The sequence below is a fragment of the Pseudobutyrivibrio sp. C4 genome, assembly GCF_900111635.1.
Classification (GTDB): domain Bacteria; phylum Bacillota; class Clostridia; order Lachnospirales; family Lachnospiraceae; genus Pseudobutyrivibrio; species Pseudobutyrivibrio ruminis.
Genome location: NZ_FOHF01000004.1, coordinates 221283 through 244681, shown reverse-complemented (window position 1 = coordinate 244681; position 23399 = coordinate 221283). Strand labels below are relative to the sequence as shown.

The 23399-nt window shown below is 40.5% G+C and carries 26 protein-coding genes; 21 read left to right on the top strand and 5 right to left on the bottom strand.

The genetic code is table 11. From position 1 onward, the window contains the following. Window positions 1-48: 48 nt before the first annotated feature. Window positions 49-942 carry a PucR family transcriptional regulator gene (locus BMY66_RS08930; RefSeq protein ID WP_044936736.1) on the bottom strand — a complete coding sequence of 298 codons (894 nt, stop codon included), beginning with the start codon at window positions 940-942 and terminating at the stop codon, window positions 49-51. A 66-nt stretch (window positions 943-1008) separates the two neighbouring features. Next, entirely contained in the window at window positions 1009-2115 is a 1107-nt protein-coding gene (locus BMY66_RS08925; RefSeq protein WP_044936733.1) for an ABC transporter ATP-binding protein, read from the bottom strand. Window positions 2116-2409: 294 nt separating this feature from the next. Between BMY66_RS08925 and BMY66_RS08920 the strand changes: the two genes are divergently transcribed. The 3 genes from BMY66_RS08920 to dnaB are packed head-to-tail and all read left to right on the top strand — an operon-like array spanning window position 2410 to window position 6279. Next, window positions 2410-4467 (top strand): GGDEF domain-containing protein, encoded by a 2058-nt coding sequence (locus BMY66_RS08920; RefSeq protein ID WP_090394893.1) that lies wholly within the window; start codon window positions 2410-2412, stop codon window positions 4465-4467. Next, complete coding sequence (rplI, locus tag BMY66_RS08915) at window positions 4464-4910, top strand: 50S ribosomal protein L9 (protein ID WP_090394892.1); 447 nt, start codon at window positions 4464-4466, stop codon at window positions 4908-4910. Before BMY66_RS08920 ends, rplI begins: the two co-directional genes overlap by 4 nt. Before the next feature lie 16 nt (window positions 4911-4926). Further along, window positions 4927-6279, top strand: a complete 1353-nt coding sequence (gene dnaB, locus BMY66_RS08910; RefSeq protein WP_044936727.1) for a replicative DNA helicase — start codon at window positions 4927-4929, stop codon at window positions 6277-6279. 152 nt (window positions 6280-6431) lie between these two features. Here the strand turns inward: dnaB and BMY66_RS08905 are convergent, their stop codons facing one another. Together BMY66_RS08905 and BMY66_RS08900 are read right to left on the bottom strand one after the other, a co-directional pair. Continuing rightward, window positions 6432-7061 (bottom strand): hypothetical protein, encoded by a 630-nt coding sequence (locus BMY66_RS08905; RefSeq protein ID WP_090394891.1) that lies wholly within the window; start codon window positions 7059-7061, stop codon window positions 6432-6434. Next, window positions 7039-8334, bottom strand: a complete 1296-nt coding sequence (locus tag BMY66_RS08900) for a serine/threonine protein kinase (protein ID WP_177175636.1) — start codon at window positions 8332-8334, stop codon at window positions 7039-7041. Before BMY66_RS08900 ends, BMY66_RS08905 begins: the two co-directional genes overlap by 23 nt. Window positions 8335-8578: 244 nt before the next feature. Between BMY66_RS08900 and BMY66_RS08895 the strand changes: the two genes are divergently transcribed. Next, window positions 8579-9325, top strand: a complete 747-nt coding sequence (locus tag BMY66_RS08895; protein WP_044936720.1) for an adaptor protein MecA — start codon at window positions 8579-8581, stop codon at window positions 9323-9325. 43 nt (window positions 9326-9368) lie between these two features. Here BMY66_RS08895 and BMY66_RS08890 read toward each other — a convergent pair whose 3' ends face one another. Continuing rightward, on the bottom strand, window positions 9369-9575 hold the full coding sequence (locus tag BMY66_RS08890; RefSeq protein ID WP_015550586.1) for a DUF1858 domain-containing protein: 207 nt from the start codon (window positions 9573-9575) through the stop codon (window positions 9369-9371). 329 nt (window positions 9576-9904) lie between these two features. On the opposite strand from BMY66_RS08890, the gene BMY66_RS08885 reads away from it, so the two are divergent. The 17 genes from BMY66_RS08885 (at window position 9905) to BMY66_RS08800 (ending at window position 23394) form a co-directional block, all read left to right on the top strand. Continuing rightward, window positions 9905-10075, top strand: a complete 171-nt coding sequence (locus BMY66_RS08885) for a DUF362 domain-containing protein (RefSeq protein WP_028234217.1) — start codon at window positions 9905-9907, stop codon at window positions 10073-10075. Window positions 10076-10910: 835 nt separating this feature from the next. Continuing rightward, window positions 10911-12653, top strand: a complete 1743-nt coding sequence (locus BMY66_RS08875; RefSeq protein ID WP_177175635.1) for a glycosyl hydrolase family 18 protein — start codon at window positions 10911-10913, stop codon at window positions 12651-12653. Window positions 12654-12739: 86 nt separating this feature from the next. Further along, window positions 12740-13801 carry an L-threonylcarbamoyladenylate synthase gene (locus BMY66_RS08870; RefSeq protein ID WP_090394887.1) on the top strand — a complete coding sequence of 354 codons (1062 nt, stop codon included), beginning with the start codon at window positions 12740-12742 and terminating at the stop codon, window positions 13799-13801. Window positions 13802-13830: 29 nt separating this feature from the next. After that, on the top strand, window positions 13831-14283 hold the full coding sequence (locus BMY66_RS08865) for an arsenate reductase/protein-tyrosine-phosphatase family protein (RefSeq protein WP_074792137.1): 453 nt from the start codon (window positions 13831-13833) through the stop codon (window positions 14281-14283). Window positions 14284-14327: 44 nt separating this feature from the next. Next, complete coding sequence (locus BMY66_RS08860; RefSeq protein WP_044936711.1) at window positions 14328-14813, top strand: deoxycytidylate deaminase; 486 nt, start codon at window positions 14328-14330, stop codon at window positions 14811-14813. A gap of 80 nt (window positions 14814-14893) precedes the next feature. After that, complete coding sequence (locus BMY66_RS08855) at window positions 14894-15148, top strand: AtpZ/AtpI family protein (protein WP_278335590.1); 255 nt, start codon at window positions 14894-14896, stop codon at window positions 15146-15148. Next, entirely contained in the window at window positions 15141-15587 is a 447-nt protein-coding gene (locus BMY66_RS08850) for a hypothetical protein (RefSeq protein ID WP_177175634.1), read from the top strand. The genes BMY66_RS08855 and BMY66_RS08850 overlap by 8 nt, the downstream gene beginning before the upstream one ends. After that, window positions 15584-16312: a F0F1 ATP synthase subunit A gene (gene atpB, locus BMY66_RS08845; RefSeq protein WP_177175633.1), complete on the top strand. Its 729-nt coding sequence runs from the start codon at window positions 15584-15586 to the stop codon at window positions 16310-16312. Before BMY66_RS08850 ends, atpB begins: the two co-directional genes overlap by 4 nt. 46 nt (window positions 16313-16358) lie before the next feature. Further along, window positions 16359-16616 carry an ATP synthase F0 subunit C gene (gene atpE / locus BMY66_RS08840; protein WP_033152623.1) on the top strand — a complete coding sequence of 86 codons (258 nt, stop codon included), beginning with the start codon at window positions 16359-16361 and terminating at the stop codon, window positions 16614-16616. Window positions 16617-16656: 40 nt separating this feature from the next. Beyond that, window positions 16657-17172: a F0F1 ATP synthase subunit B gene (atpF, locus tag BMY66_RS08835; protein WP_033152625.1), complete on the top strand. Its 516-nt coding sequence runs from the start codon at window positions 16657-16659 to the stop codon at window positions 17170-17172. Next, window positions 17160-17726, top strand: coding sequence for an ATP synthase F1 subunit delta (gene atpH, locus BMY66_RS08830; protein ID WP_090394886.1), 567 nt, complete (start codon window positions 17160-17162; stop codon window positions 17724-17726). Before atpF ends, atpH begins: the two co-directional genes overlap by 13 nt. Then, window positions 17723-19228, top strand: coding sequence for a F0F1 ATP synthase subunit alpha (gene atpA, locus BMY66_RS08825; RefSeq protein ID WP_074792143.1), 1506 nt, complete (start codon window positions 17723-17725; stop codon window positions 19226-19228). The genes atpH and atpA overlap by 4 nt, the downstream gene beginning before the upstream one ends. 15 nt (window positions 19229-19243) lie before the next feature. Beyond that, window positions 19244-20110 carry an ATP synthase F1 subunit gamma gene (gene atpG, locus BMY66_RS08820; RefSeq protein ID WP_090394885.1) on the top strand — a complete coding sequence of 289 codons (867 nt, stop codon included), beginning with the start codon at window positions 19244-19246 and terminating at the stop codon, window positions 20108-20110. A 22-nt stretch (window positions 20111-20132) separates the two neighbouring features. Next, window positions 20133-21530, top strand: a complete 1398-nt coding sequence (gene atpD / locus BMY66_RS08815) for a F0F1 ATP synthase subunit beta (RefSeq protein WP_044936696.1) — start codon at window positions 20133-20135, stop codon at window positions 21528-21530. A 13-nt stretch (window positions 21531-21543) separates the two neighbouring features. Then, window positions 21544-21948 carry an ATP synthase F1 subunit epsilon gene (atpC, locus tag BMY66_RS08810; protein ID WP_044936693.1) on the top strand — a complete coding sequence of 135 codons (405 nt, stop codon included), beginning with the start codon at window positions 21544-21546 and terminating at the stop codon, window positions 21946-21948. Between the two features lie 25 nt (window positions 21949-21973). Further along, on the top strand, window positions 21974-22201 hold the full coding sequence (locus tag BMY66_RS08805) for a hypothetical protein (RefSeq protein ID WP_044936691.1): 228 nt from the start codon (window positions 21974-21976) through the stop codon (window positions 22199-22201). A 134-nt stretch (window positions 22202-22335) separates the two neighbouring features. After that, on the top strand, window positions 22336-23394 hold the full coding sequence (locus BMY66_RS08800) for a phosphate/phosphite/phosphonate ABC transporter substrate-binding protein (RefSeq protein ID WP_090394884.1): 1059 nt from the start codon (window positions 22336-22338) through the stop codon (window positions 23392-23394). Window positions 23395-23399 lie beyond the last annotated feature (5 nt).

The following is a 23399-nucleotide window of genomic DNA, read 5'->3' as shown; positions in this document are numbered from 1 at the left end:
ACGGAGTAACTTCAGGCTTGTAGTCGTAACATACTAGCTTTTTGTTATTTATCTACTACGAATGTAGTTGTAGAGCATCAGTGACAGCTTCACGGTGATGGCATCACTGAATTTTCTCACGTCATATCCTGTCAAATCAGCGAATTTATCCAGACGATAGATTAATGTATTTCGATGAATGAACATTTTGCGGGAAGTCTCGGCAAGTGACAAATCATTATCAAAAAATGCCTCTAAAAGGTTTAAAGTTTCCACGTCAAGCTGCGCTAAAATGTCGATATTTATATGGTTGTTTAGATATGTTTCAACTTCTTCTTCAGGAATATTGTAAAGTAATCGGCCCAATCCCATGGTGCTGTATGAATATACATGGTCGGAGCTTCTGAATATATTTCCAATATGCATAGCCAAAACAATATCTTTATAAGAATTAGGTAACTCAGTGAATTTGCTTATAGGCAAATCGTAAGAAACCTTAAAACTCAAAAATGCTTCTGACTCTAACATATCTAAGAACTCATTACAGTACTGAAGGATATCCTCGTCAGATGGAACAGTATCGAAGTGGACGATTATCGCAATGTGCTTTGAATCTATTTGAACCAAAGCATCCTGGGAATCAGGCAATAAACTCTTCAACAACGACACGGCTTCTTTTGGATAATCAACCTGACTTTCCAAATAGAAAAGCATACGGATGGCATTTTCATCTATATGAAAGCGATGAATGTAAGCGGCTGCATCAGAGTAGGAAAGCTCTCTGGTTAAATAGGCCCTATAAAAAGAGCTCTTCGAGTCCAGCACATTAAAGCGGACAACCATTTCTTTTAATTTATTAACGGTTTCCTCATCTGATAATTCTGAATCAGTGATTTGAAAATTAATGCCTGTAGCTTTTGATAATTGTTCTAGTAATTTTTCCTTTTTATCATCGAAATTCATAAAAAAAGAGGTACCTTTCAAAAAGATACCTCCATTTTAAATCATTAAATTGGACTAATCAATTGATTAGTTAGCAATTGTAAGCTCTGTGTCCTTATCGAAGAAGTGAGCCTTCTCCATATCAAGAGCAAACTTAACAGTGTCGCCACCTCTAGCTGTTGTACGTGGGTCAACTCTTGCAGTAACCTGAGTTCCAGCATAATCGAAGTATAAGTAAACCTCTGCACCAAGAAGCTCGTATACAGAAATCTTAGCTTCGATAACTGAAGAAGACTGTGTATCAACGTAAATCTGAGAATCATGAATATCCTCTGGACGGATACCAAGGATTACTTCCTTACCACCGTAGTTCTTCTCTGAAAGAGCCTTTGTCTTTGCTGGTGGAATCTGGATTGTAGCACCGTTAACCTGGATAGCTGTGCAATCAGCGTTAAGTGTACCATTGAGGAAGTTCATCTGTGGTGAACCGATGAATCCAGCAACGAAGAGGTTGCATGGCTTCTGATAAAGGTTTGCAGGTGTATCGATCTGCTGAACTACACCGTCCTTCATAACTACGATTCTTGTACCAAGTGTCATAGCCTCTGTCTGATCATGTGTAACGTAGATCATTGTAGCTCCGAGTGAATCATGAAGCTTAGAAATCTCTGTTCTCATCTGAACACGAAGCTTTGCATCAAGGTTTGAAAGAGGCTCATCCATAAGGAATACCTTAGGGTTACGAACGATTGCACGACCCATAGCAACACGCTGTCTCTGACCACCTGAAAGAGCCTTTGGCTTTCTGTCAAGAAGCTTCTCAAGGTCAAGGATCTTAGCAGCTTCACGTACCTTCTTATCGATTTCGTCCTTTGGTACCTTACGAAGCTTAAGACCAAATGCCATGTTATCGTAAACTGTCATATGTGGATAAAGAGCGTAGTTCTGGAATACCATTGCGATATCTCTGTCCTTTGGCTCTACGTCGTTCATAAGCTTTCCGTCGATGAGAAGCTCACCTGAAGAAATTTCTTCAAGACCTGCAATCATACGAAGAGTTGTAGACTTACCACAACCAGAAGGTCCTACGAAAATGATGAATTCCTGATCCTTAATCTCAAGGTTGAAATCCTTAACAGCCTGGAAGCCATTTGGATAAACCTTATTAATGTTTTTTAATGAAATGTCTGCCATAATAAAATATCCTCTCTTTGAAAAATTAGGGTTCCCCCCTGAACTATCTAAAATTATAAAAAATGGTGAAACTGTGAACAATGTTAGAATAACCAAAAAATACAAAAACGTTTCGTTATTTTAACAACGGGCTGTGAAATATATACAAAATGGCCCTGTATGAATTGAGCACATATTCCATACTTGGATAATAAATTATATAAAACTGGATGTGATATGATATAATACATGCCAAAGGTAGAATTGAGGTAACTATCTGATGATAGTAGAGAATTGACTAATCGGGAGAATATTATGGAAGCATTAAAGTATAGGAATCGTCTGAAAAGATATCTGAGATTCCCTCTGTACATGCTTATTATTTTTTTAATAGGTTGTATCATTCTAAGCTTTGTAAATCCAAAGGCAGCCGGTATAACACTTATCTTTGTGCTAGTTTATGGTGTAGCCTGCTTTGCATATTACAAGGCCAATCTTAAATCCTTTAAAAACACAATAATTGAATATGCAGTTCATTATGGAACAGTCCAGAAGGAGCTTTTAAAGAACTTTAGATTGCCATATGTATTGCTGGATTCTACTGGAAGAATCATGTGGATGAACGAGGAGTTTTGTCAGCTTGTTGATAAAAACAAAACTTACAATAAATCAATCACAAGCATCTTCTCAGAAATCACACGTGAAGGAATCGACCATGCTAAGGACGACAACTTCGATATTCATATTGAATATAATGAAAGAAAGTATTTAGCATGTCTTCAGCGACTTGATATGACTGAGCCTCTTCAGGGCAGCAATCTTGTTGCCAATATGGATGAAGTTACTGATGGATTAGTAGCTATCATCTTATTTGACGAGACAGATATTCAAGCTACAAAAGCTAAAATCAATGACCAGGGCATGGTAATGGCCCTTCTTTATGTAGACAATTACGATGAAGTATTTGATCAGGTAGAGAATGCAAAGCGCTCAATGCTTTTAGCACTTCTTGATAGAAAGATTAATAAATACTTTGGCGAAGCTGATGCAATAGTCAGCCGTCTTGAAAAAGATAAATACCTCATTATGTTCCAGCACAAATATCTCAAGAACTTCGAGGATGACAAATTCTCTATCGTGGAAGATATTACTGGAATTAAGATGGGAAATGATAAAGATATCACAGTAAGTATTGGTATCGGACTTGGAAGCGACAACTACAATCAAAAGGCACAGTATGCGCATGTTGCTATCGATCTTGCACTTGCCCGTGGCGGATGCCAGGTAGTTGTTAAGAACGCACAGGACGTTTCTTATTATGGTACTCATGGTAAGGAAGTGGAGCGTTCAACTCGTGTAAAGGCCAGAGTTAAGGCACAGGCCCTTCGCGAGCTCATGGAAACAAGAGAAAGAATCATCGTTATGGGACACAATCTTTCTGATGCAGACTGCTTAGGAGCATCAGTTGGTGTGTTCTGCGCAGGTCGAGAAATTGGAAAGCCTGTAAATATCGTTATTGATACAATCACAAGCTCTATGCGCCCAGTTGTTGAGAGCTTTACAGAAAAGGGCGAATACCCAGATGACATGTTCATCACAAGTGAGCAGGCACTTAATCTTTGCAATGAAAACACTCTTATTATGGTTGTTGATACCAACAGACCAAGCTATGTGGAATGCCCAGGACTTCTATATAAAAATAAAAACATCGTTGTAATTGATCACCACAGACAGGTGGAGGAGATTATTGAAAATCCAATTCTCTCTTACATCGAGCCATATGCATCATCTGCAAGTGAGATGATTGCCGAGGTGCTTCAGTATTTCGCAGAGAAAATCAATATCAACCCAACTGAGGCTGATTGTATTTATGCAGGTATCTTGATTGATACAAACAACTTTATGACAAAGACTGGTGTTCGTACATTTGAGGCAGCTGCCTTCCTCCGTAGAAATGGAGCAGAGGTTACTAGAGTTAGAAAGATGCTTCGTGAAAACATGGAGACATACAAGGCCCGCGCAGAAATCGTTAGAAATGCAGCAGTATACAGAGATGCATTTGCCATCGCAGAATGCGAGCCAGATGGAAATCTTGAAAGCCCAACAGTAGTTGGCGCTCAGGCAGCTAACGAGCTTCTTAATATCGTAGGTATTAAAGCGTCATTTGTTTTGACAAAATATATGGACAAGATTTACATCAGTTCTCGTTCAATCGATGAAATCGATGTACAAAGTATTATGGCCCGTCTGGGTGGTGGTGGACATGTAAATATTGCAGGAGCCCAGATTCAAAATCGTACACTTGATGAGGTTCGAGAGGACCTTGAAGCAACAATAGATAAAATGCTAGAAGAAGGAGAAATTAGGCTATGAAAGTAATACTTCTTTCAGACGTTAAGTCACTTGGTAAAAAAGGCGAGGTTGTAGAGGTTAGCGAAGGCTACGCAAGAAATATGCTCTTCAAGAAAAAGCTTGGAGTAGAGGCAACAAACGCAGCACTTAATGACCTTAAGCTTCAGAATAAACACGATGAAAAAGTCGCTCAGGAAAACTATGAGGCAGCACTTGCATTTGAAAAAGAAATTGCAGAGTGGAAAGTAGAAACAAAGATTAAAACAGGTGAGGGCGGAAGAACCTTCGGATCTGTTTCAACAAAAGAAATCGCTGAGGCTGCAAAGAAGCAGTACGGCAAGGAAATCGACAAAAAGAAAATTGTTCTTGAGGATCCAATCAGATCCCTTGGAACATACGAGGTAAAGGTAAAGCTTCATCCAAAGGTAACAGCAACACTTCGTGTACATGTTTCAGAACAATAAATAAAGGAAAGAATACATAATGGAAGATGTAATTCGCAGACAAATGCCCAACTCTTTGGAGGCGGAGCAGTCAGTAATCGGTTCAATGATTGTTGATAGAGATGTAATTGTTGAGTGTTCAGAAATCCTCATCAAAGACGATTTTTATCATCAGCAGTACGGAATGCTTTTTGAAGCAATCGTAGAACTTTTTAATGCTGGCGAGCCTGTTGATGAGGTTACTCTTCAAAATAAGCTTAAAGAAAAGGGTGTTCCACCGGAATTTGCTTCGTTGGAATTCATTCAGGAGCTTGTACTTGGAGTACCAACCACAGTCAATGCTAAAAGCTACGCTAATATCGTAAAAGATAAGGCAGTACTTAGAAATGTAATTAAAGTAAATCAGAAAATCGAGAACATGTGCTTTGAAGGCACTGATGATGTTGATACTATTTTGAACCAGACTGAAAGAGATATTTTCTCATTGGTTCAGAACAGAGGAAACACAGATTATGTTCCAATCCGTCAGGTTGTTATGAATGCAATCGCAAAGATTGAACAGGCTTCAAAGCAGAAGGGTGTAGTTACAGGTATCCCAACAGGATTTATCGATTTGGATAGACAGACTGCTGGACTTCAGCCTTCGGATCTTATCCTTATTGCGGCCCGTCCTTCAATGGGTAAAACAGCCTTCGTTCTTAACCTGGCACAGCACATCACTATTCACGAGCATCTTTGTGCAGCAATATTCTCACTGGAAATGTCAAAGGAGCAATTGGTTAACCGTCTTTTTGCTCTGGAGTCAAGAGTAGATGCGCAAAAGCTTAGAACAGGTAATCTTCAGGAGGCAGATTGGGAAAACCTCATCGAAGGTGCTGGTAAAATCGGTAACTCAAAGCTTATTATTGATGATACACCTGGTATTTCAATTGGTGAGCTTCGAAGCAAATGTAGAAAGTTCAAAATGGAATTTGGCTTGTCTATTATTATCATCGACTACTTACAGTTGATGTCTGGTAACGGTAAATCAGAAAGTAGACAGCAGGAAATTTCAGATATTTCACGTTCACTAAAGGGACTTGCCCGTGAGCTAAACGTACCTGTTATAGCACTATCACAGCTTTCCCGTGCGGTTGAGCAGCGTCCTGACCACAGACCTATGATGTCGGATTTGCGTGAATCCGGAGCCATCGAGCAGGATGCCGACGTGGTTATGTTCATTTACCGTGATGATTACTATAACCACGATACAGAATTAAAAAATGTTTCAGAAATCATCGTTGCTAAACAACGTAACGGTCCTATCGGAACTATCGAGCTTACATGGCTCCCAGAATACACAAGATTCGCAAACCGCGACAGAAGCCAGTATGCAAACCATGATGAATAAAATAAGAGGGCGATATTTCGCCCTCTATTTTTGTACTCTAATATATTTTCAATTTTTAATTCATTTTTATTTGTCTTTTTCTTGAAGAACTTCAATTTGACGATACTGGAGTCCTTTATCAGAGTAATACTCGCATAACTCATTCCCCGCAGCTACTCTATTAATTGAAACAATGCCTCAAAGTCTGATTCTTTTAAACGAAAAGGATTGTTTATGATAGGGAGGCCTTGAATAGAATCATATTTCTTTATATTAAATAACGCTTTATCATTAACTTCATTTGATTTGGTTAAAAACCCAATATTTTTCATATCTACTACTCCTTCCATATTATTTATAAATCTGTAAACATCACGTTTACACCAAGGCATAAGAGATCCTATCAAAAATTGCTTATCACACTGGTTGTAAATAGAAGCGTTTTCTGGAGTAAGCTTGTCAAAATCCACAATCACATATCCATCCCATTCGTTAATGAGATAACTGGCAACAGATGTGTTACATCCCAAAGCGTAAACAACATCCATATATTTGTAGCAAGTGATGTCTTTATATTTTATTTGATGTTCTCCAACAAATCCCAATAGTTGGCTATCATCAGAAATTTCAATATAAAGAACCGGCTTTTTGAGCCCAGAGCTTAAAAAGTTTGCTAAACAAAGGCACAAGTGAGTGACACCAAGCTTATGAGAAACCGCTGTAACAGATATCTTTTTATTTTTTTCGAATTTATTTTTTGTTGACTTATTAAGCCAGTGTTTAAACAGTAAAATCCTTTTCATTCTTCAGAACCATAGAAAAAAATCTATCTTCATCCTTAGATAAATTCAAAGACCACTTATTTGATGGATACATGAAAACCTTTTTATGTAAAACCTTTGCAAGTTTCAAGGAAAAAAGTTTGTTAGAAAAATTAGAAATAACATAAACAGTTTTATCCTTGATCCAATATGGATAATTTATAGTTTTCCAAGGAGATGCACTTACTATATAAAATATAATTTGAGCATCTGAAATGTATTTGTCATTAGTACCACAGTCCAGGACATAAAGACCTTTTGGAGGTGTGTAACTTTCTATGGCATCCCCATAATTTAGAATGCCTCTAAAGTTTTTGTGGTATAAAACACCTGACCTAACGTGGCTGTCTTTGAAATGTTCCCAAAGATGATGAACAGTGTTTTTTTCAAAATCTTTGTAGTATGTTTCTATATGTTTGCTATTAAGATAGCGACATAGATTAATAGCGATATGAGTGGTTCCGACTCCACAATCGGCTCCAATCACGGCTATTTTCCTATCGAGAATGCCTGATTCCGTATTTTCATTAGCTCTAACTCCCTGTAGTTTTAGCAACTGTGACTTTAATTCACTGATAGAATTGTGCCTATCAGATGGATTTGCAGCAGTGGCTTTATCTACTAGTTTTTTCAACCTGAAATCATCTTTTGCATAACTATTAATCTGCAAAAACTCAATTATCTTTCCAACGCTGTATATATCACAACGCTCATCAAGCTTTTGGCCTTTTAACTGTTCAGGTGCGGCCCAATTTTTTGTGCCTAAGGGCATAGCCGTAGCCGACTGAGACTTTTTTATAGCAATACCAAAGTCAATAAGGCGTAGTTTATCACCCTGCAAAATAAGATGCTCTGGCTTTAAATCCCTGTAAAGCACAGGCTCCGGCTCTGCAGAATGCAACGCTTCAAAGATATGGCATACTTCAATGGCCAATCTATATAGCTCTTCTTTAGATAACTTAGTTTGTAACAGATACTCCCTGAGGGAAATTCCTTCAATAAATTCCTCAACTAGGTAGTACATATCATTTGTATCTTCTACACTAAAAATGGTGGGTATTCGGGATGATTTAATCCCTTGTAAAAGATGTGCTTCGGATAGGATGCTGTGTGCATTAGGACTCGCCTTGTGAATGGCTTTAAGAATTCTTAATGCTCCTATCGACTTATAATTGACAAGTAATACTGCGGTAGCTGCTGTTTCTTGCAGTATACGAATGACTTCGTACTTGTCTTCAATACCTTTTGGTATCAATCTATCAGCTCCTTCCTTTCGGAAAGGCATCTCGCAGACAAGTTTATAACACAGAATAAATTATAATGCAAGCACAAATTTGAAAAATGTTTTTGATTTATAACAATTCACTTTATAAAAATTTAATACTTTTATCACCTTTTATATGGTATCTTTGCTTTACTTTCCGATATAATATATATATAATCCATATAAGAAAAATGCTAATAGTAGCGCATCTTATATCGATCGGGAGGTGATTTTTATGAAGATTGAAAGAATCAACGAAAACCAGATCAGATGCACTCTGTCTAGAGAAGATTTAATAAGCCGACACATTAAGCTCTCAGAATTAGCTTATGGTTCTGCAAAGGCCAGAGAATTATTTAGAGAACTTATGGAGCAGGCTTCCTACCAGTACGGTTTTGAAGCGGAAGATATTCCACTTATGATAGAAGCTATACCACTTTCATCAGAATCCATTGTCCTTCTTGTGACAAAGGTAGAAAATCCTGACGAGCTTGATACTCGTTTCTCAAGATTTTCAGAGGATGACGATGACTACGATGATGATGACGAAATCATCGATGCACCAGCAAAGCCATTTAATGAGGCAGCAGCAGACGACATACTTAACATATTCAACAGTCTTATTGAAAAGGCACAGGAAGCGATAACAGCTTCACCAGAAAAGGCAGCAAAGAATGGCTTGCCAGTGGACATCACAAAGATGTTTGTTTTCGACAACATGGATGATGTGATTCGACTTTCTGGAATACTTGGTAGCTTTTACAAGGGAAAGAATTCTCTCTATAAGAGTCCATTTGATAACAAATACTATTTAGTAGTTAGTAAATCAGATGATACAGCAGAAACATACAATAAAGTATGCAACATCTTATCAGAATACAGTGATCAGCAGAATTATGTAGTTGGTACAGACCAATACATGGCTGAGCACTATGAAGTACTTGTCAACGGTGATGCGGTACAGAAATTAGCAATGATATAAAAAAAAGAGCTTCGCTATGCGAAGCTCTTTTTAAATTTGCTTTCTATGCCTTTGAATCAAGGAATGTATTAATCTCTTCAACGAGATCATCAGCATCGATACCGTGTACCATAGCTGCCTCCTCGATAGTCTCCATCTGTGAAGATGGGCATCCGAGGCAGTGCATGCCGATATTAAGTAAGATAGGAGCTACATCAGCATCAATCTGAAGAAGCTCGCCGATCATAGTTGCTTTAGAAACTCTTGCCATTTTGACTTCTCCTTTCTTAACATTTCAATTGATAATAACATGCTTTTTTTCTTTTCGCAAACCATTATTCCAATGTTGTGAATTATATACAATTACATTGTGCTCAATTTGAAGTTGGTGTGAAACTAATTTGTGTACACAATTAAAACAACTGTTAGCCTGAATCAACAGGAGTTAGAATAATATAACCGCGGTGAGCCCTGATTTTAAAGGGATTCATAAAAAAACAATTTTGTCCTTGATTTAGACACAATTTAGGTGTAATATATGAGACATCAAATGAAATTGATTATTTTTTATCAATAAGATATTTAAGGAGGATTTTAACTATGGCATACGTTATTTCTGATTCATGCGTATCATGTGGTACATGCGAGCCTGAGTGCCCAGTAGGAGCTATCTCACAGGGAGATTCACAGTTCAACATCGACGCTGACGCTTGCGTTGAGTGTGGTACATGTGCAGGTGTTTGCCCAACAGGAGCAATCGCTCAGGGCTAATAGCTTAATCAAGAAAACCGGTTAAAGAGCATCGCATTCGCGGTGCTCTTTTTTTGTACAACAAACCGTTCGCCCCCCTAGACAGATTCTGGCCCCTCTCCCAAGTGTATCTGCGGCCCAGGCCCCTCCCAATAAAATATATATGGAATTGTCCCCCTTGTAGTGTGGGCTATATGTTTATTTACTTGCATCGTCTGCGGATTATGTTTTTCTAAGCATCACGTGTCGCATTTTTTATGGTGCGTGTTCTTTAAATTCTTTGCACTTCTGACGCCGCTGTTGGTAGAGTGGGCAGACACACACTATTTATAAGTATTAATCTCCACAGCAAGCTTAGGAACAATTGCCGCGACATTTGTAGTGAGCCTAGAAAAATAGAAAGGGGAATTTTGAGATGATAGGCGTGAGGCGCCATGGACGGCGCCGAGAGCCCGACAACGAAACGGACTGAGTTAAAGGGCGGCGCCTAAGCATCCAAAATCCCCTTTCTAAATTTTCTTGGCAAACGGAGTATGAGCGCAATTATCCTAAGCCTTGTGTGGAGAGTAATAGGTAGACTTCAAGTGTCTGCCCTCTACCCACAGTGGCTTCGAAGTGCAAAACCAATTAAAGGACACGCACTTAATGCTCCCTTGTGATGCTAAGAAAAACTATAATCCTTGCGCTGTCTGCGTAAATAAACATATAGCCCACACTACAGGGGGACAATTCCATGAAAACCTCGAGGGAGGGGCCTGGGCCGGGGTGCAGTGCAGGGGACGGGGCCACATAAAGGTGGAATTTGGCGGGATGGTTTGTTATACTTTGAGGGAATATAGATACGAGGGAGATGCTTATGAGCAATACGTATAGACATAGACGAAAGAGAAAGAAAAGATTTAGGATTCCGAGGGGTTATATTTACATTGCGGCAGGAATTATAGCTCTTGCGGTGCTGATAGTTGGCATATATGCGATTAAGAAGTATACGCCTACAAAAGAGCATATGGATTTGGCGGATTACTTCCAGGTCTTCCATGAAAACGAAGCAGCGGTCGTTTTGGATGGAGAGTATATCAGTTCTGAGCTTGAGGAACATGGTTATGCCATAGTAAATGATGGCAATGTTTATTTGGAGCTTGGATTTGTAAAGGATTATCTAGATGATGGATATGTTTACGATTCATCAGAGATTACCTTGAGATATGCTACTGATTCTGAGGTTTATACAGCTACAGTTGGTAGCGCAGATTATTCTATAGATAAGAGCAATAATAGTCTTGGCTTGCCAGTAGTTTTGGCGCAGGATGATACAGTTTATATTGCGGAGGATTATCTTAAGCTTCTTACAGATTTCAAGATTAATTATTATTCAGAGCCTGATAGAGTTGTTGTCCAGACTGTAGGTTCATCTACAGATTTGTATACAGCAAAGCGTAAGACTCAGATTAGAAAGCTTAATGGTCCAAAGAGCCCAGTCCTTGAGGATGTCACAAAGGGCGAAGCTATTTACGTTTTTCGTGATACAGGTAAGTGGAGCTTTGTTGTTTCAGAAAATGGTGTGATGGGTTACATCAAAAACAGTGCCATAACATTTAAGAGCACTGAGACAGTTGCAGCAGAGTTGCCTGAGCGTACATACAATCATATCTCGGCAGGACAGGATATTTCATTGCTCTGGCATCAGGTTACAAACCAGTCAGCAAATGGAGATATTGCCACAGTTCTTGCAAGCTCAACAGGTGTTGATGTTATGTCACCAACCTGGTTTTATTTGAATGATAACAAAGGCGGAATTGCTTCAATTGCAAGCTCTTCATATGTAAGTACCTGCCATGCAAATAATGTGCAAGTGTGGGGCCTTGTTAGCAATCTTGAGGATGCAGATGTTGATACAACAACAGTTTTAAACACTACATCATCAAGAGACGCATTAGTTAATAATCTTATTGCGCAGGCTATTACATACGGTCTTGATGGAATCAATATTGATATCGAGCAGCTCTCAGGAGATGCAGCAGATGGATATATTCAGTTCATCAAGGAGCTTTCTATTAAATGTGAAAAGAACGATATCATTCTTTCAGTAGATAACTATGTACCTACTGCTTCATCTGAGATTTATAATCGAGCAGAGCAGGCTAAGTATGCGGATTATGTAATCATCATGGGTTACGATGAGCACTACAGCGGAAGCGAAGAAGCAGGTTCTGTTGCATCAATTAATTGGGTAGATCAGGGTGTGGCTGACACACTTAATGATGTACCAGCTGAACAGGTAATCCTCGGTATGCCATTCTATTGTAGAGTTTGGGAAGTGGCAGAGGATGGTTCTGTTGATAGTACAGCTTACGGAATGGATGCAATTCAGTCATATCTTAAGACAAACGGTGTGTCTGCAGCATGGTCGGATGAGTACGGTCAGTACTATGCAGAATATGCTGATGGAAGCACTACTTACAAGATTTGGGTGGAGGATGAAACTTCCATCGAAGAAAAGTTAAAGGTAATGGATAAATACAATCTGGCTGGAGGAGCTTTCTGGAAGAAAGGCTTTGATAGCACAGGAGTATGGAATATTATTGCAAAGTACCTATAAGAGAACACAAAAAAATCATGGTTTTATGGGCTTTGTAACAGTTCAAAAAGATTGAGTTCTAATGGAAAAGTGATATAATTTTGAGTATGATTACTAGGATTATGGATGTTTCTGCAGAGCCAATCAATATGGAATATATCAGTGAGGCTTCTGAGATACTTAGAAAGGGAGGGCTTGTAGCCTTTCCGACAGAGACAGTTTACGGATTAGGCGGAGACGCCAAAGATAAGGAGGCCTCGCGTAAGATATACGCAGCAAAGGGTCGTCCATCGGACAACCCTTTAATTGTACATATTGCAAGGTTCTCACAGTTACAAGAAATTTCAAAGGATTTGCCAGAGAACGCTAAAAAGCTGGCAGATGCATTTTGGCCAGGACCACTTACAATGGTGGTCAACAAAAACGAGGTTATCCCATACGAGACAACAGGTGGTCTTGATACGGTGGCAGTAAGAATGCCAAACAATCCAATTGCCTTAGCACTTATTGAGGAAAGTGGATGTATGATTGCGGCACCTAGCGCCAACACATCAGGCCGACCAAGCCCTACAAAGGCTAGTCACGTATATGAGGATTTATCAGGAAAGATAGACGCCATCTTGGATGGAGGTGCTGTAGATATCGGATTGGAGTCTACCATCGTAGATTTGACAGAGGATGTTGTTACAATCCTTAGGCCAGGATACATCAATATGGAAATGCTTAAAGAGGTGGTTGGAGAGGTCAGAATTGACCCAGGCATTGTCTATAACGACAAAGGCACCACCAGTGGAGCAAAGCCAAAAGCACCAGGAATGAGATATAAGCATTATGCACCTAAGGGTGATTTGACTATCATTTCCGGTGATGAGGATAAAGTCGTAGCCAAAATCAATGAGCTTACAAAAGCAGCAATTGATGCTGGTTCAAAGGTTGGTATTATCGCTACATCAGAAACTGCGGATAGATATAGCGATGGTCAGATTCTTGTAATAGGGGACAGATCTGACGAGGGCAGCATAGCTCACAATCTCTACGACATTCTACGAAAGTTTGACGAACTTGGTGTAGATTTGATATATTCTGAAAGCTTCGCTACTCCAAATATGGGGCAGGCAATCATGAATCGATTGTTGAAAGCAGCTGGTCAGAAGACACTTGACGTATAGGCATCAACCGGCAGTCAGGAGAATATGAAATGAAAAATATTAATAGAGTGATTTTTGCTTCCGGTAGTGGAACATCGAGAGCCCCCATGGCGGCGGCGATTTTCCATGCCACTGAGCATAGCAGGCCGATTATTTGTGAGGCCAGGGGACTTATAGTTCAGTTCCCGGAGCCGTTGAATCAAAAGGCGGAAGCGATTTTAATCAGTAATGGCACTACGCTGAAGGATTACTCTTCCAAACAGTTGCTAGATACGGATTTTTCCGAATCCACACTTGTAATCACAATGGAAGAGACCCAAAGGCAAAAAATATTAAGTGAATATGCAAACGCCACAGAGGAAAATACACGCCTCTTAAACGAGCTCGTTGGGGACGAGCTTGAGGTGATGGATCCCTACGGTGGCTCAGTACAGACCTATGGTTTGTGCTACGAAGTCTTAAAGGCTTCGATTGAGAAGTTAATGAGGGTTATTGAGGCATAAATATAAATAAGGCAAGAATTATATACGTATTGGAGGAATAGACCATGAGTGATAAGAGACTTGATTATATTAGCTGGGATGAGTACTTTATGGGCGTTGCAGTATTATCGGGTATGAGATCTAAGGACCCAAATACACAGGTTGGAGCTTGTATTGTTAGCCAGGACAATAAGATTTTATCAATGGGCTACAATGGTTTTCCAAATGGATGTTCAGACGATGAGTTCCCTTGGGCAAGAGTAGGGGACCCTCTGGAAAATAAATATTTCTATACAACACACAGCGAATTGAACGCTATCCTGAACTACCGAGGTGGTTCACTGGAAGGTTCAAAGCTGTACGTGTCACTATTTCCATGTAACGAATGTGCAAAGGCTATTATTCAGTCAGGCATTAAAACTGTTATCTACGACAGTGATAAATACGAAAATACACCATCAGTTATAGCATCAAAGCGCATGCTTAGAGCTGCTGGAGTAGAGTTCTATCAGTACAAGCATACTGGTAGAGAGATTTCATTTACACTTTAAGCAACTGTAAATTGAACAAATAGGAGCTTACATTGAGGGACAAGAAAAAGACAAATCGTGAAGTGGCCAATTCACTAGTAATGGTACTTCAATTTGGAATAAATGTAATAGTGCCGATTTTTTTATGTATGGCGGTGGGAATTGTGTTATCAAAAGTGACCAGTTCTCACAGCGACATGTATATCATCGGAGGAATTCTGATAGGCATAGTTGCTGCATTTAACGGGGCATATCGTTCGGTTAAGGGATACTTAAAAAATGAAGAATCCCCAGGGCAGCGAGCAAGACGTCTGGAAGAAGAGGCAAAAAATCAGTCAGAGGAAAAGCATGATTAATTGGATGAAAAGACTAAATCAAGCTCTACCTGGCTTGGTTTTAGGAATACTAATATACGGTGTTTTAATTGAACTGATTGGGGTTTGGTTTGTAACTGATAAAGTCAGATACACCAGCGGACTTCTAATAGGAGTTGGATGTGCCACATTTATGGCAATCCACATAGCAATGATTATCGAAGAGTCAGTTCGCATAGGAAAGGGGCATGAAAAATATCTTTCCTTCAAATCTGTGATGCGATACTTAATCGTATGCGCAGTAATGATTTTGATGATGGTCTTTAAACTTGGCAACATGTTTACGGCTCTCATCGGTATTTTAGGGCTTAAGGTCAGTGCGTATGCACAGCCTTTGCTAATAAAGAGACTCGGAAAAACTAGTTCCAATATATCCGAGGGTAATGATGAAGAACTTAATACAAAGGAGGTGAAAGTGTGACAGAAGGAATTTTGCTGGCCTCAAGCGATACTGTGGACATGATAAAAGGCTTGTTCAAATACGAAGTCTTTGGTCATGAAGTTTGGATCACAACTTCCCATGTCTGCATCCTTATCGTATGGCTTTCATTGGTAATTTTTTCTCTTATAGCCAATCGTAAGCTGAAGCATGCCACTGAAGTTCCTGATACCTTCCAGAGTATCTTGGAGTTGATAGTAGGACTCTTAGATAAGATGGTGGAAGGAAGTATGGGTAAGCACGCACCAGTGTTTGCAAACTGGATTTGTACCATATTCTGTTTCATTTTGGTATCTAACTTATCCGGTTTGGTTGGCTTAAGACCACCAACAGCCGATTACGGCACAACATTGGCCCTTGCATTAATTACCTTTGTTTGCATTCATGTAGTAAAGGTAAGGCACCAGAGCGCGAAGGACATTTGGATTGACAAGTGTTCTCCATTGCCACCATGGCTACCAATCTGGCTGCCAATAAACGTAATATCCGATATTGCGGTGCCTATTTCAATGTCACTACGTTTATTTGCAAACGTTCTTTCAGGAACAATCATTATGGGTCTTGTATATGGATTGCTAGGAAAGTTCGCCTTGATATGGCCTGCAGCATTGCATGTATATTTCGATATTTTCTCAGGTGCAATCCAGACCTATGTATTCTGTATGTTGACAATGACATACATAGCTCAGTCTTACGGTGATTCTTAAAAGGGACTGAAAACAAAAAGTTTACTATATTAGGAGGAAAACATTTATGAACATTACAGGAGAAGATTTAATTAAAGCTTGTTCAGCAATCGGTGCCGGCTTAGCAGTTATCGCTGGTATTGGTCCTGGTATTGGACAGGGTATCGCAGCTGGTCATGGTGCAGCAGCCGTTGGACGTAACCCAGGAGCACAGGGACAGATCATGTCTACTATGTTACTTGGTCAGGCCGTTGCCGAGACAACTGGTCTTTACGGACTTGTAATTGCCCTTCTGTTACTCTTTGTACAGCCATTAGTAGGCTAAGGAAACTAGGAAGAAAATTTTTAAGAAGGAGGGCTAAAAGTTGGAAAGACTATTTGATTTAGACTTTCAGTTAGTAAATGATGCAGTGCTTTTAGCCATAGCAATGTTCTTCCTATTCCTTATAATGTCAAACAAGCTTTTTAATCCAGCAAGAAAACTTTTGCAGGATAGAAAAGATGGCATTGCAAGGGACATTGCAGATGCAAAGAAAGAAAAGGAAGAGGCAGAAAAGCTAAAGGCAGAGTACGAAGCAAAGCTAAAGAACATCAGCAAAGAGCGTGATGAAATTTTAGCAGAAGCAAGACAAAAAGCCTTAAAGAGTGAAACCAAGATTGTAAGCGACGCTAAGGAAGAAGCTGCAGCAATCATTGCAAGAGCAAATGAGGAAGCTGAGCTCGAGAAGAAGAAGGTTGCAGACGAGGTTAAGCAGGAAATGATTTCTGTAGCTGCATTGATGGCACAGAAGGTTGTAGCTGCTAACATCGACACAACAATTCAGAATTCCTTAGTAGAGCAAACACTTAAGGAAATGGGTGAAGGAACATGGCTAAATTAGTCTCAAACGTATATGGTGATGCATTGTTTGAGCTAGCTGTGGAATCAGGGAAAATCGATGATTTCCTGAAGGAAGCTGAAGGAGTCATTGATGTTGTTAAATCAAACGACGGCTTTTCTCAGATGATGAATCATCCAAAAATTAATAAAGAAGAAAAGCTTCAAATTATCGACGAGATTTTCAAAGGCAGAGTCAGTGATGAAATGGTAGGACTTTTAAGAATGCTTGAAGAGAAGGACCATTCAAAGGATATTGAGACAGTGCTCAACTATTTCATTGATCGAGTATTTGATTATAAAAAGATTGGTAAGGCAACAGTTTCAACTCCTATGGAATTGACAGAAGCACAGAAAAACGATGTCGAGAAGCGTTTACTTCAAACTACCGATTATGCTTCATTTGTCATGACATACAAGGTAGACCCTGAATTAATCGGGGGTATGGTAATTCGCATTAAAGATAGAGTCATTGATAGTTCAATCAAGACTCAGATTAGTAAATTAACTCACGAGTTATCAAATATTCAATTGAAAGTAGGTGAATGCGCTCCATGAATTTAAAACCAGAAGAGATTAGCTCGGTTATTAAAGAGCAGATGAAACGCTATGCTGCGCAGCTTGACGTGTCAGACGTTGGAACTGTCATTCAGGTTGCAGATGGAATTGCACGTATTCACGGATTACAGAATGCTATGCAGGGCGAACTTTTAGAGTTCCCTGGCGAAGTATACGGCATGGTATTAAACCTTGAGGAAGACAATGTTGGTTGCGTACTCTTAGGTAACGACAAGAACATCAATGAAGGCGATACAGTTAAGACAACTGGTCGTGTTGTTGAGGTTCCAGTTGGAAATGCAATGCTTGGACGTGTAGTTAATGCACTTGGACAGCCTATCGATGGAAAGGGACCTATTGATACTACAAAGTTCCGTCCAATCGAGCGTGTTGCTTCAGGCGTTATCTCTCGTAAATCCGTAGATACACCATTGCAGACAGGTATTAAAGCCATCGATTCCATGATTCCAATCGGACGTGGACAGCGTGAGCTTATTATCGGTGATAGACAGACAGGTAAAACTGCTATCGCTATCGATACAATTATCAATCAGAAGGGACAGGGCGTAAAATGTATTTACGTTGCAATTGGCCAGAAGGCATCAACAGTTGCAGCCCTTGTTAAGACTTTAGAGGAATATGGTGCTATGGCATGGACAACAGTTGTTGCTGCTACAGCTTCAGAGCTTGCTCCGCTTCAGTACATCGCTCCATATTCAGGATGTGCCATCGGTGAAGAGTGGATGGAAAACGGTGAGGATGTTCTTATCATCTATGATGATTTAAGTAAGCATGCTACTGCATACCGTACACTTTCATTACTTCTCCGTCGTCCACCAGGACGTGAGGCTTACCCAGGTGATGTATTCTACTTACACTCAAGACTTCTTGAGCGTGCTGCTAGACTTTCAGACAAACTGGGCGGAGGATCACTTACCGCACTTCCTATCATTGAGACACAGGCAGGCGATGTATCTGCATACATCCCTACAAACGTTATCTCAATTACTGATGGTCAGATTTATCTTGAGACAGAAGCTTTCAACGCAGGTTTCAGACCAGCCGTAAACGCAGGTCTTTCAGTATCCCGTGTAGGTGGTTCTGCTCAGATTAAGGCTATGAAGAAAATCGCAGCTCCTATCCGTGTAGAGCTTGCTCAGTACCGAGAGCTTGCAGCTTTCGCACAGTTCGGTTCAGAGCTTGATGCAGATACAGCTGAGAAGCTTGCACAAGGTGAGCGTATCAAGGAAATGCTTAAGCAACCACAGTACGCACCAATGCCAGTAGAGTATCAGATTATGATTATCTACGCTGCTACAAAGAAATATCTTCTTGATATTCCTACAGCAGATATTCAGGCATTTGAAAAAGCTTTATTTGATCTTGTTGATACAAAGTATCCAGAGATTCCAGAGGCTATTAAGACAACTAAGGTTCTCGAGGATGACATGGAGCAGAAGCTTATCGCTGCTATTGAGGAGTGTAAAAAGAGCTACAAGTAAGGAGGGTGATCTGTTATGGCCTCAATGAGAGACATAAAAAGAAGAAAACAGAGTGTTAGTAGCACTCAGCAGATCACTAAGGCCATGAAGCTTGTATCTACAGTAAAGCTCCAGAAGGCTAGAACAAAGGCAGAGCAGACTACACCATACTTCAATGCTATGTACAACACAATTTGTAGCATGCTTGCCAAGGCTGGCAACGTAAACAACAGATATTTGCAGGATAATGGTTCCGATAAGATTGGCGTTATCGTCATCACATCAAACCGTGGTCTTGCAGGTGGTTACAACTCAAACGTTGTAAAGATGATTACAGGTGCCGGCATGAAGCCTGATGAAGTAAAGCTTTACACAATAGGTCATAAAGGTGGTGAGAGCCTTGCTCACAAGGGTTACACCGTGGCAAAGGACTATTCTCCAGTAATGGAGGCACCAACTTATGCAGATGCTATGGCAATCTGTAATGACGTTCTTTCCGACTATGCTAATGGCGAGATCGGACAGATTTATCTTGTGTACACACACTTCAAAAATACAGTAAGCCAGATTCCAAAGCTTATGAAGCTGTTACCAGCTGAAATTAGTGAAGAGGATGTAGAGGCTGCAAAATCAACTGGAGCGGAAGCTCTTATGAATTTTGAGCCAAACGAGGAACAAGCTTTAGAGCTTATCATTCCAAAGTATGTTACTTCATTAGTTTATGGAGCACTTGTTGAAGCTGTTGCTTCAGAAAATGGTGCACGTATGCAGGCAATGGATTCAGCTACAAATAATGCTGAGGAAATCATTAGTGATCTATCATTAAAATACAATCGTGCCCGCCAGGGATCAATCACTCAGGAATTGACCGAGATTATCGCTGGTGCAGAGGCGCTTTCTTAAAAAAGCAGATAGGAGTGAAAAGATGGCAAATAATATTGGTAAAATCACTCAGATCATCGGTGCGGTACTTGACGTAAAGTTTGGCGAAGGCCAGCTTCCAGAAATCAATGACGCTCTTGAAATCACAAGAGATAACGGCGAGAGACTGGTTGTTGAGGTTGCACAGCATTTGGGTGACGATACAGTTCGTTGTATTGCCATGGGTCCTACAGACGGTTTAGTACGTGGAATGGATGTAGTAGCTACAGGAGCACCAATTTCGGTTCCTGTTGGTGAGGCAACATTAGGACGTATTTTCAACGTACTTGGTGAAGCTATCGATGAGCAGCCAGCACCTACAGGTGTTGAGAAGATGCCAATCCATAGAAAAGCACCAGCGTTTGAGGAGCAGGCAACATCAACTGAAATGCTTGAGACAGGTATTAAGGTCGTTGACCTTCTTTGCCCATATCAGAAAGGTGGAAAGATCGGTTTGTTCGGTGGTGCCGGTGTAGGTAAAACCGTACTTATTCAGGAGCTTATCCACAACATCGCTACTGAGCACGGTGGATATTCAGTATTCACAGGTGTAGGTGAGCGTACTCGTGAAGGTAATGACCTTTACTACGAAATGAAGGAGTCAGGCGTTATCGACAAGACCTGCATGGTTTTCGGTCAGATGAACGAGCCACCTGGAGCCAGAATGAGAGTTGGTCTTACTGGACTTACAATGGCTGAGTACTTCAGAGATAAGGGTGGAAAGGATGTGCTTCTTTTCATCGATAACATCTTCCGTTTTACTCAGGCTGGTTCAGAGGTTTCAGCCCTCTTAGGTCGTATGCCTTCAGCCGTTGGTTATCAGCCAACACTTCAGACAGAGATGGGTGCTCTTCAGGAGCGTATCACATCTACAAAGAACGGTTCTATCACATCAGTACAGGCTGTTTACGTGCCTGCCGACGATTTGACTGACCCAGCTCCAGCTACAACATTCGCACACTTGGATGCTACTACAGTTCTTGAGCGTTCTATCGCCGAGCTTGGTATTTATCCAGCGGTAGACCCACTCGGTTCTACATCTCGTATCCTTGATCCACGTATCGTTGGTCAGGAGCATTTCGAGGTTGCTCGTGGTGTACAGGAGATTCTTCAGAAATATAAAGAGCTGCAGGACATCATCGCTATCCTTGGTATGGACGAACTTTCAGAAGAGGATAAGCTTGTTGTTAACCGTGCACGTAAGATTCAGAGATTCTTGTCACAGCCATTCTTCGTAGCTGGTCAGTTTACTGGTCTTGAAGGAAAGTATGTGCCAATCGCTGAGACAGTTCGCGGCTTCAAGGAAATCCTTGAAGGTAAGCACGATGATATCCCAGAGAGCTACTTCCTCAATGCTGGTACAATCGACGAGGTTCGTGCCAAGATGAATCAGAACAAATAGGAGGTGGCGTTTCATGGCAGATAACACCTTTAAAGTTTCAATCATTACACCAGAGCGTACTTTCTACGAAGGTGAAGCAACAATGGTTGAATTCAATACAGTTGAGGGTGAAATTGGCGTTCTGCCAAAGCACATCCCCTTAACTACAGTAATAGCACCAGGTATTTGTACCATCACCGAGGCAGAGGGAGTGAAAAAGGCTGCAGTTCATGCGGGACTCGCTGAAATACTTCCAGACAAGGTGACATTGCTTGCTGAAATTGCTGAATGGCCAGATGAGATTGATGTTGAACGTGCCCGTAGCGCGGAAGACAGAGCGAGAGCTCGTCTAGCTGAAAAGGATGCAAATCTTGATGTGCTTAGAGCTGAGGTTGCCTTGAAGAAGGCATTGGTTCGTCAGGACATAAAAGCAAAATAATCATAGGAATTAGGGGAGGCATAACATGTTAGATGCTGAGACAAAACGAGATATAGAAGATCTCAAGAGAGAATTAAAATCATATGAGGACGAAGAGGCTAATCTTCTCAAGGAGCTTGAAACTCTCCGTGCTCGTAAGAATGTGGTTAAGGATAAATTAAAGGTCCTTAGCAATGATGATAAATATCAACAGGACATGCTTAGCATGGTCTATCAGCAGAGACGTGGAGCATCCCAAAAACCAAGTGAATAAATTTTGTAAAATTATGGCGCCATGCGTGGCGCCATTTTTTTGTATTTAAATAAAAACAGAAATTAAATCGTGCTTGCATATCCTCCTATAATAATGTAGCATATCTACGATAATTATATTCCAGGAGGGGAAAGATGAAGAAGTTTATTTCTAAAATGCTTGTTGGTGTCACAGCTATGTCTTTATTAGTTGGATGCGGTAGTGACGCTACAAAGACTGAGACAACTCAGACAACAGACACAGAAAGCGGAAATGTCAAAATTGACAAATTAACAATTGGTTTCGTACCATCACGTGAGCCAGACGAAATCGTAACAGCTACAGAGCCACTTAAGGAGCTCCTTACAAACGAGCTTGCAGGCCTTGGTTATGATATCGGCGAGGTAGATATCACAGTTGGAACTAGCTTTGAGGCAGTAGGAGAGGGACTTTCAGCTGGTACTATCGACGTTGGACTTATTCCAGGTGGTACATACGTATTATATGACGATGGTTGCGACGTACTTCTTACAGCAACTAGAGACGGTCTTTCAATCGACAGCGATAGCGCAAAGGATTGGAACGACAACAAGCCTACAGAGGCTACATCAGAGCAGGTAACATACTATAGAGCACTTATCATTGCAGGTCCTTCAGAGGCAGGTCAGGCTGTTGCTGAAAAGGTAAACAATGGCGAAGAGCTCACATGGGAAGATTTAGATGGACTTAACTGGAGCGTAATGAATTCTTCATCTCCAGCAGGATATATTTATCCTTCACTTTGGCTTCAGGACAATTACGGAAAGCACATTACAGATCTTTCACACACAGCTTTATCAGATAACTATGGTACAGCATTCTCAAGACTTGCATCTGGTCAGGTAGACGTACTTGTTACATACGCAGACGCAAGACGTGACAACGAGGATAAATGGACATCAGAGTACGGCAGAAGCGCAAGCATCTGGGATGAGACAAATGTTATTGGTGTAACAGATGGTATCTACAACGATACAATCAGCGTTAGCAAGTCATCTCCAATCATGGATGATGCTTTCAAGGCTGCTCTTTCACAGGCATTCATCAACATCGGTAACACAGATGCTGGTAAGGAAGTAATCTCAATCTACAGCCACAATGGTTATGTTGAGGCTAACTCAGAGGATTACGATTCAGAGAGAAAAGCTCAAGAGCTTATTATGTCATTACAATAATGTTT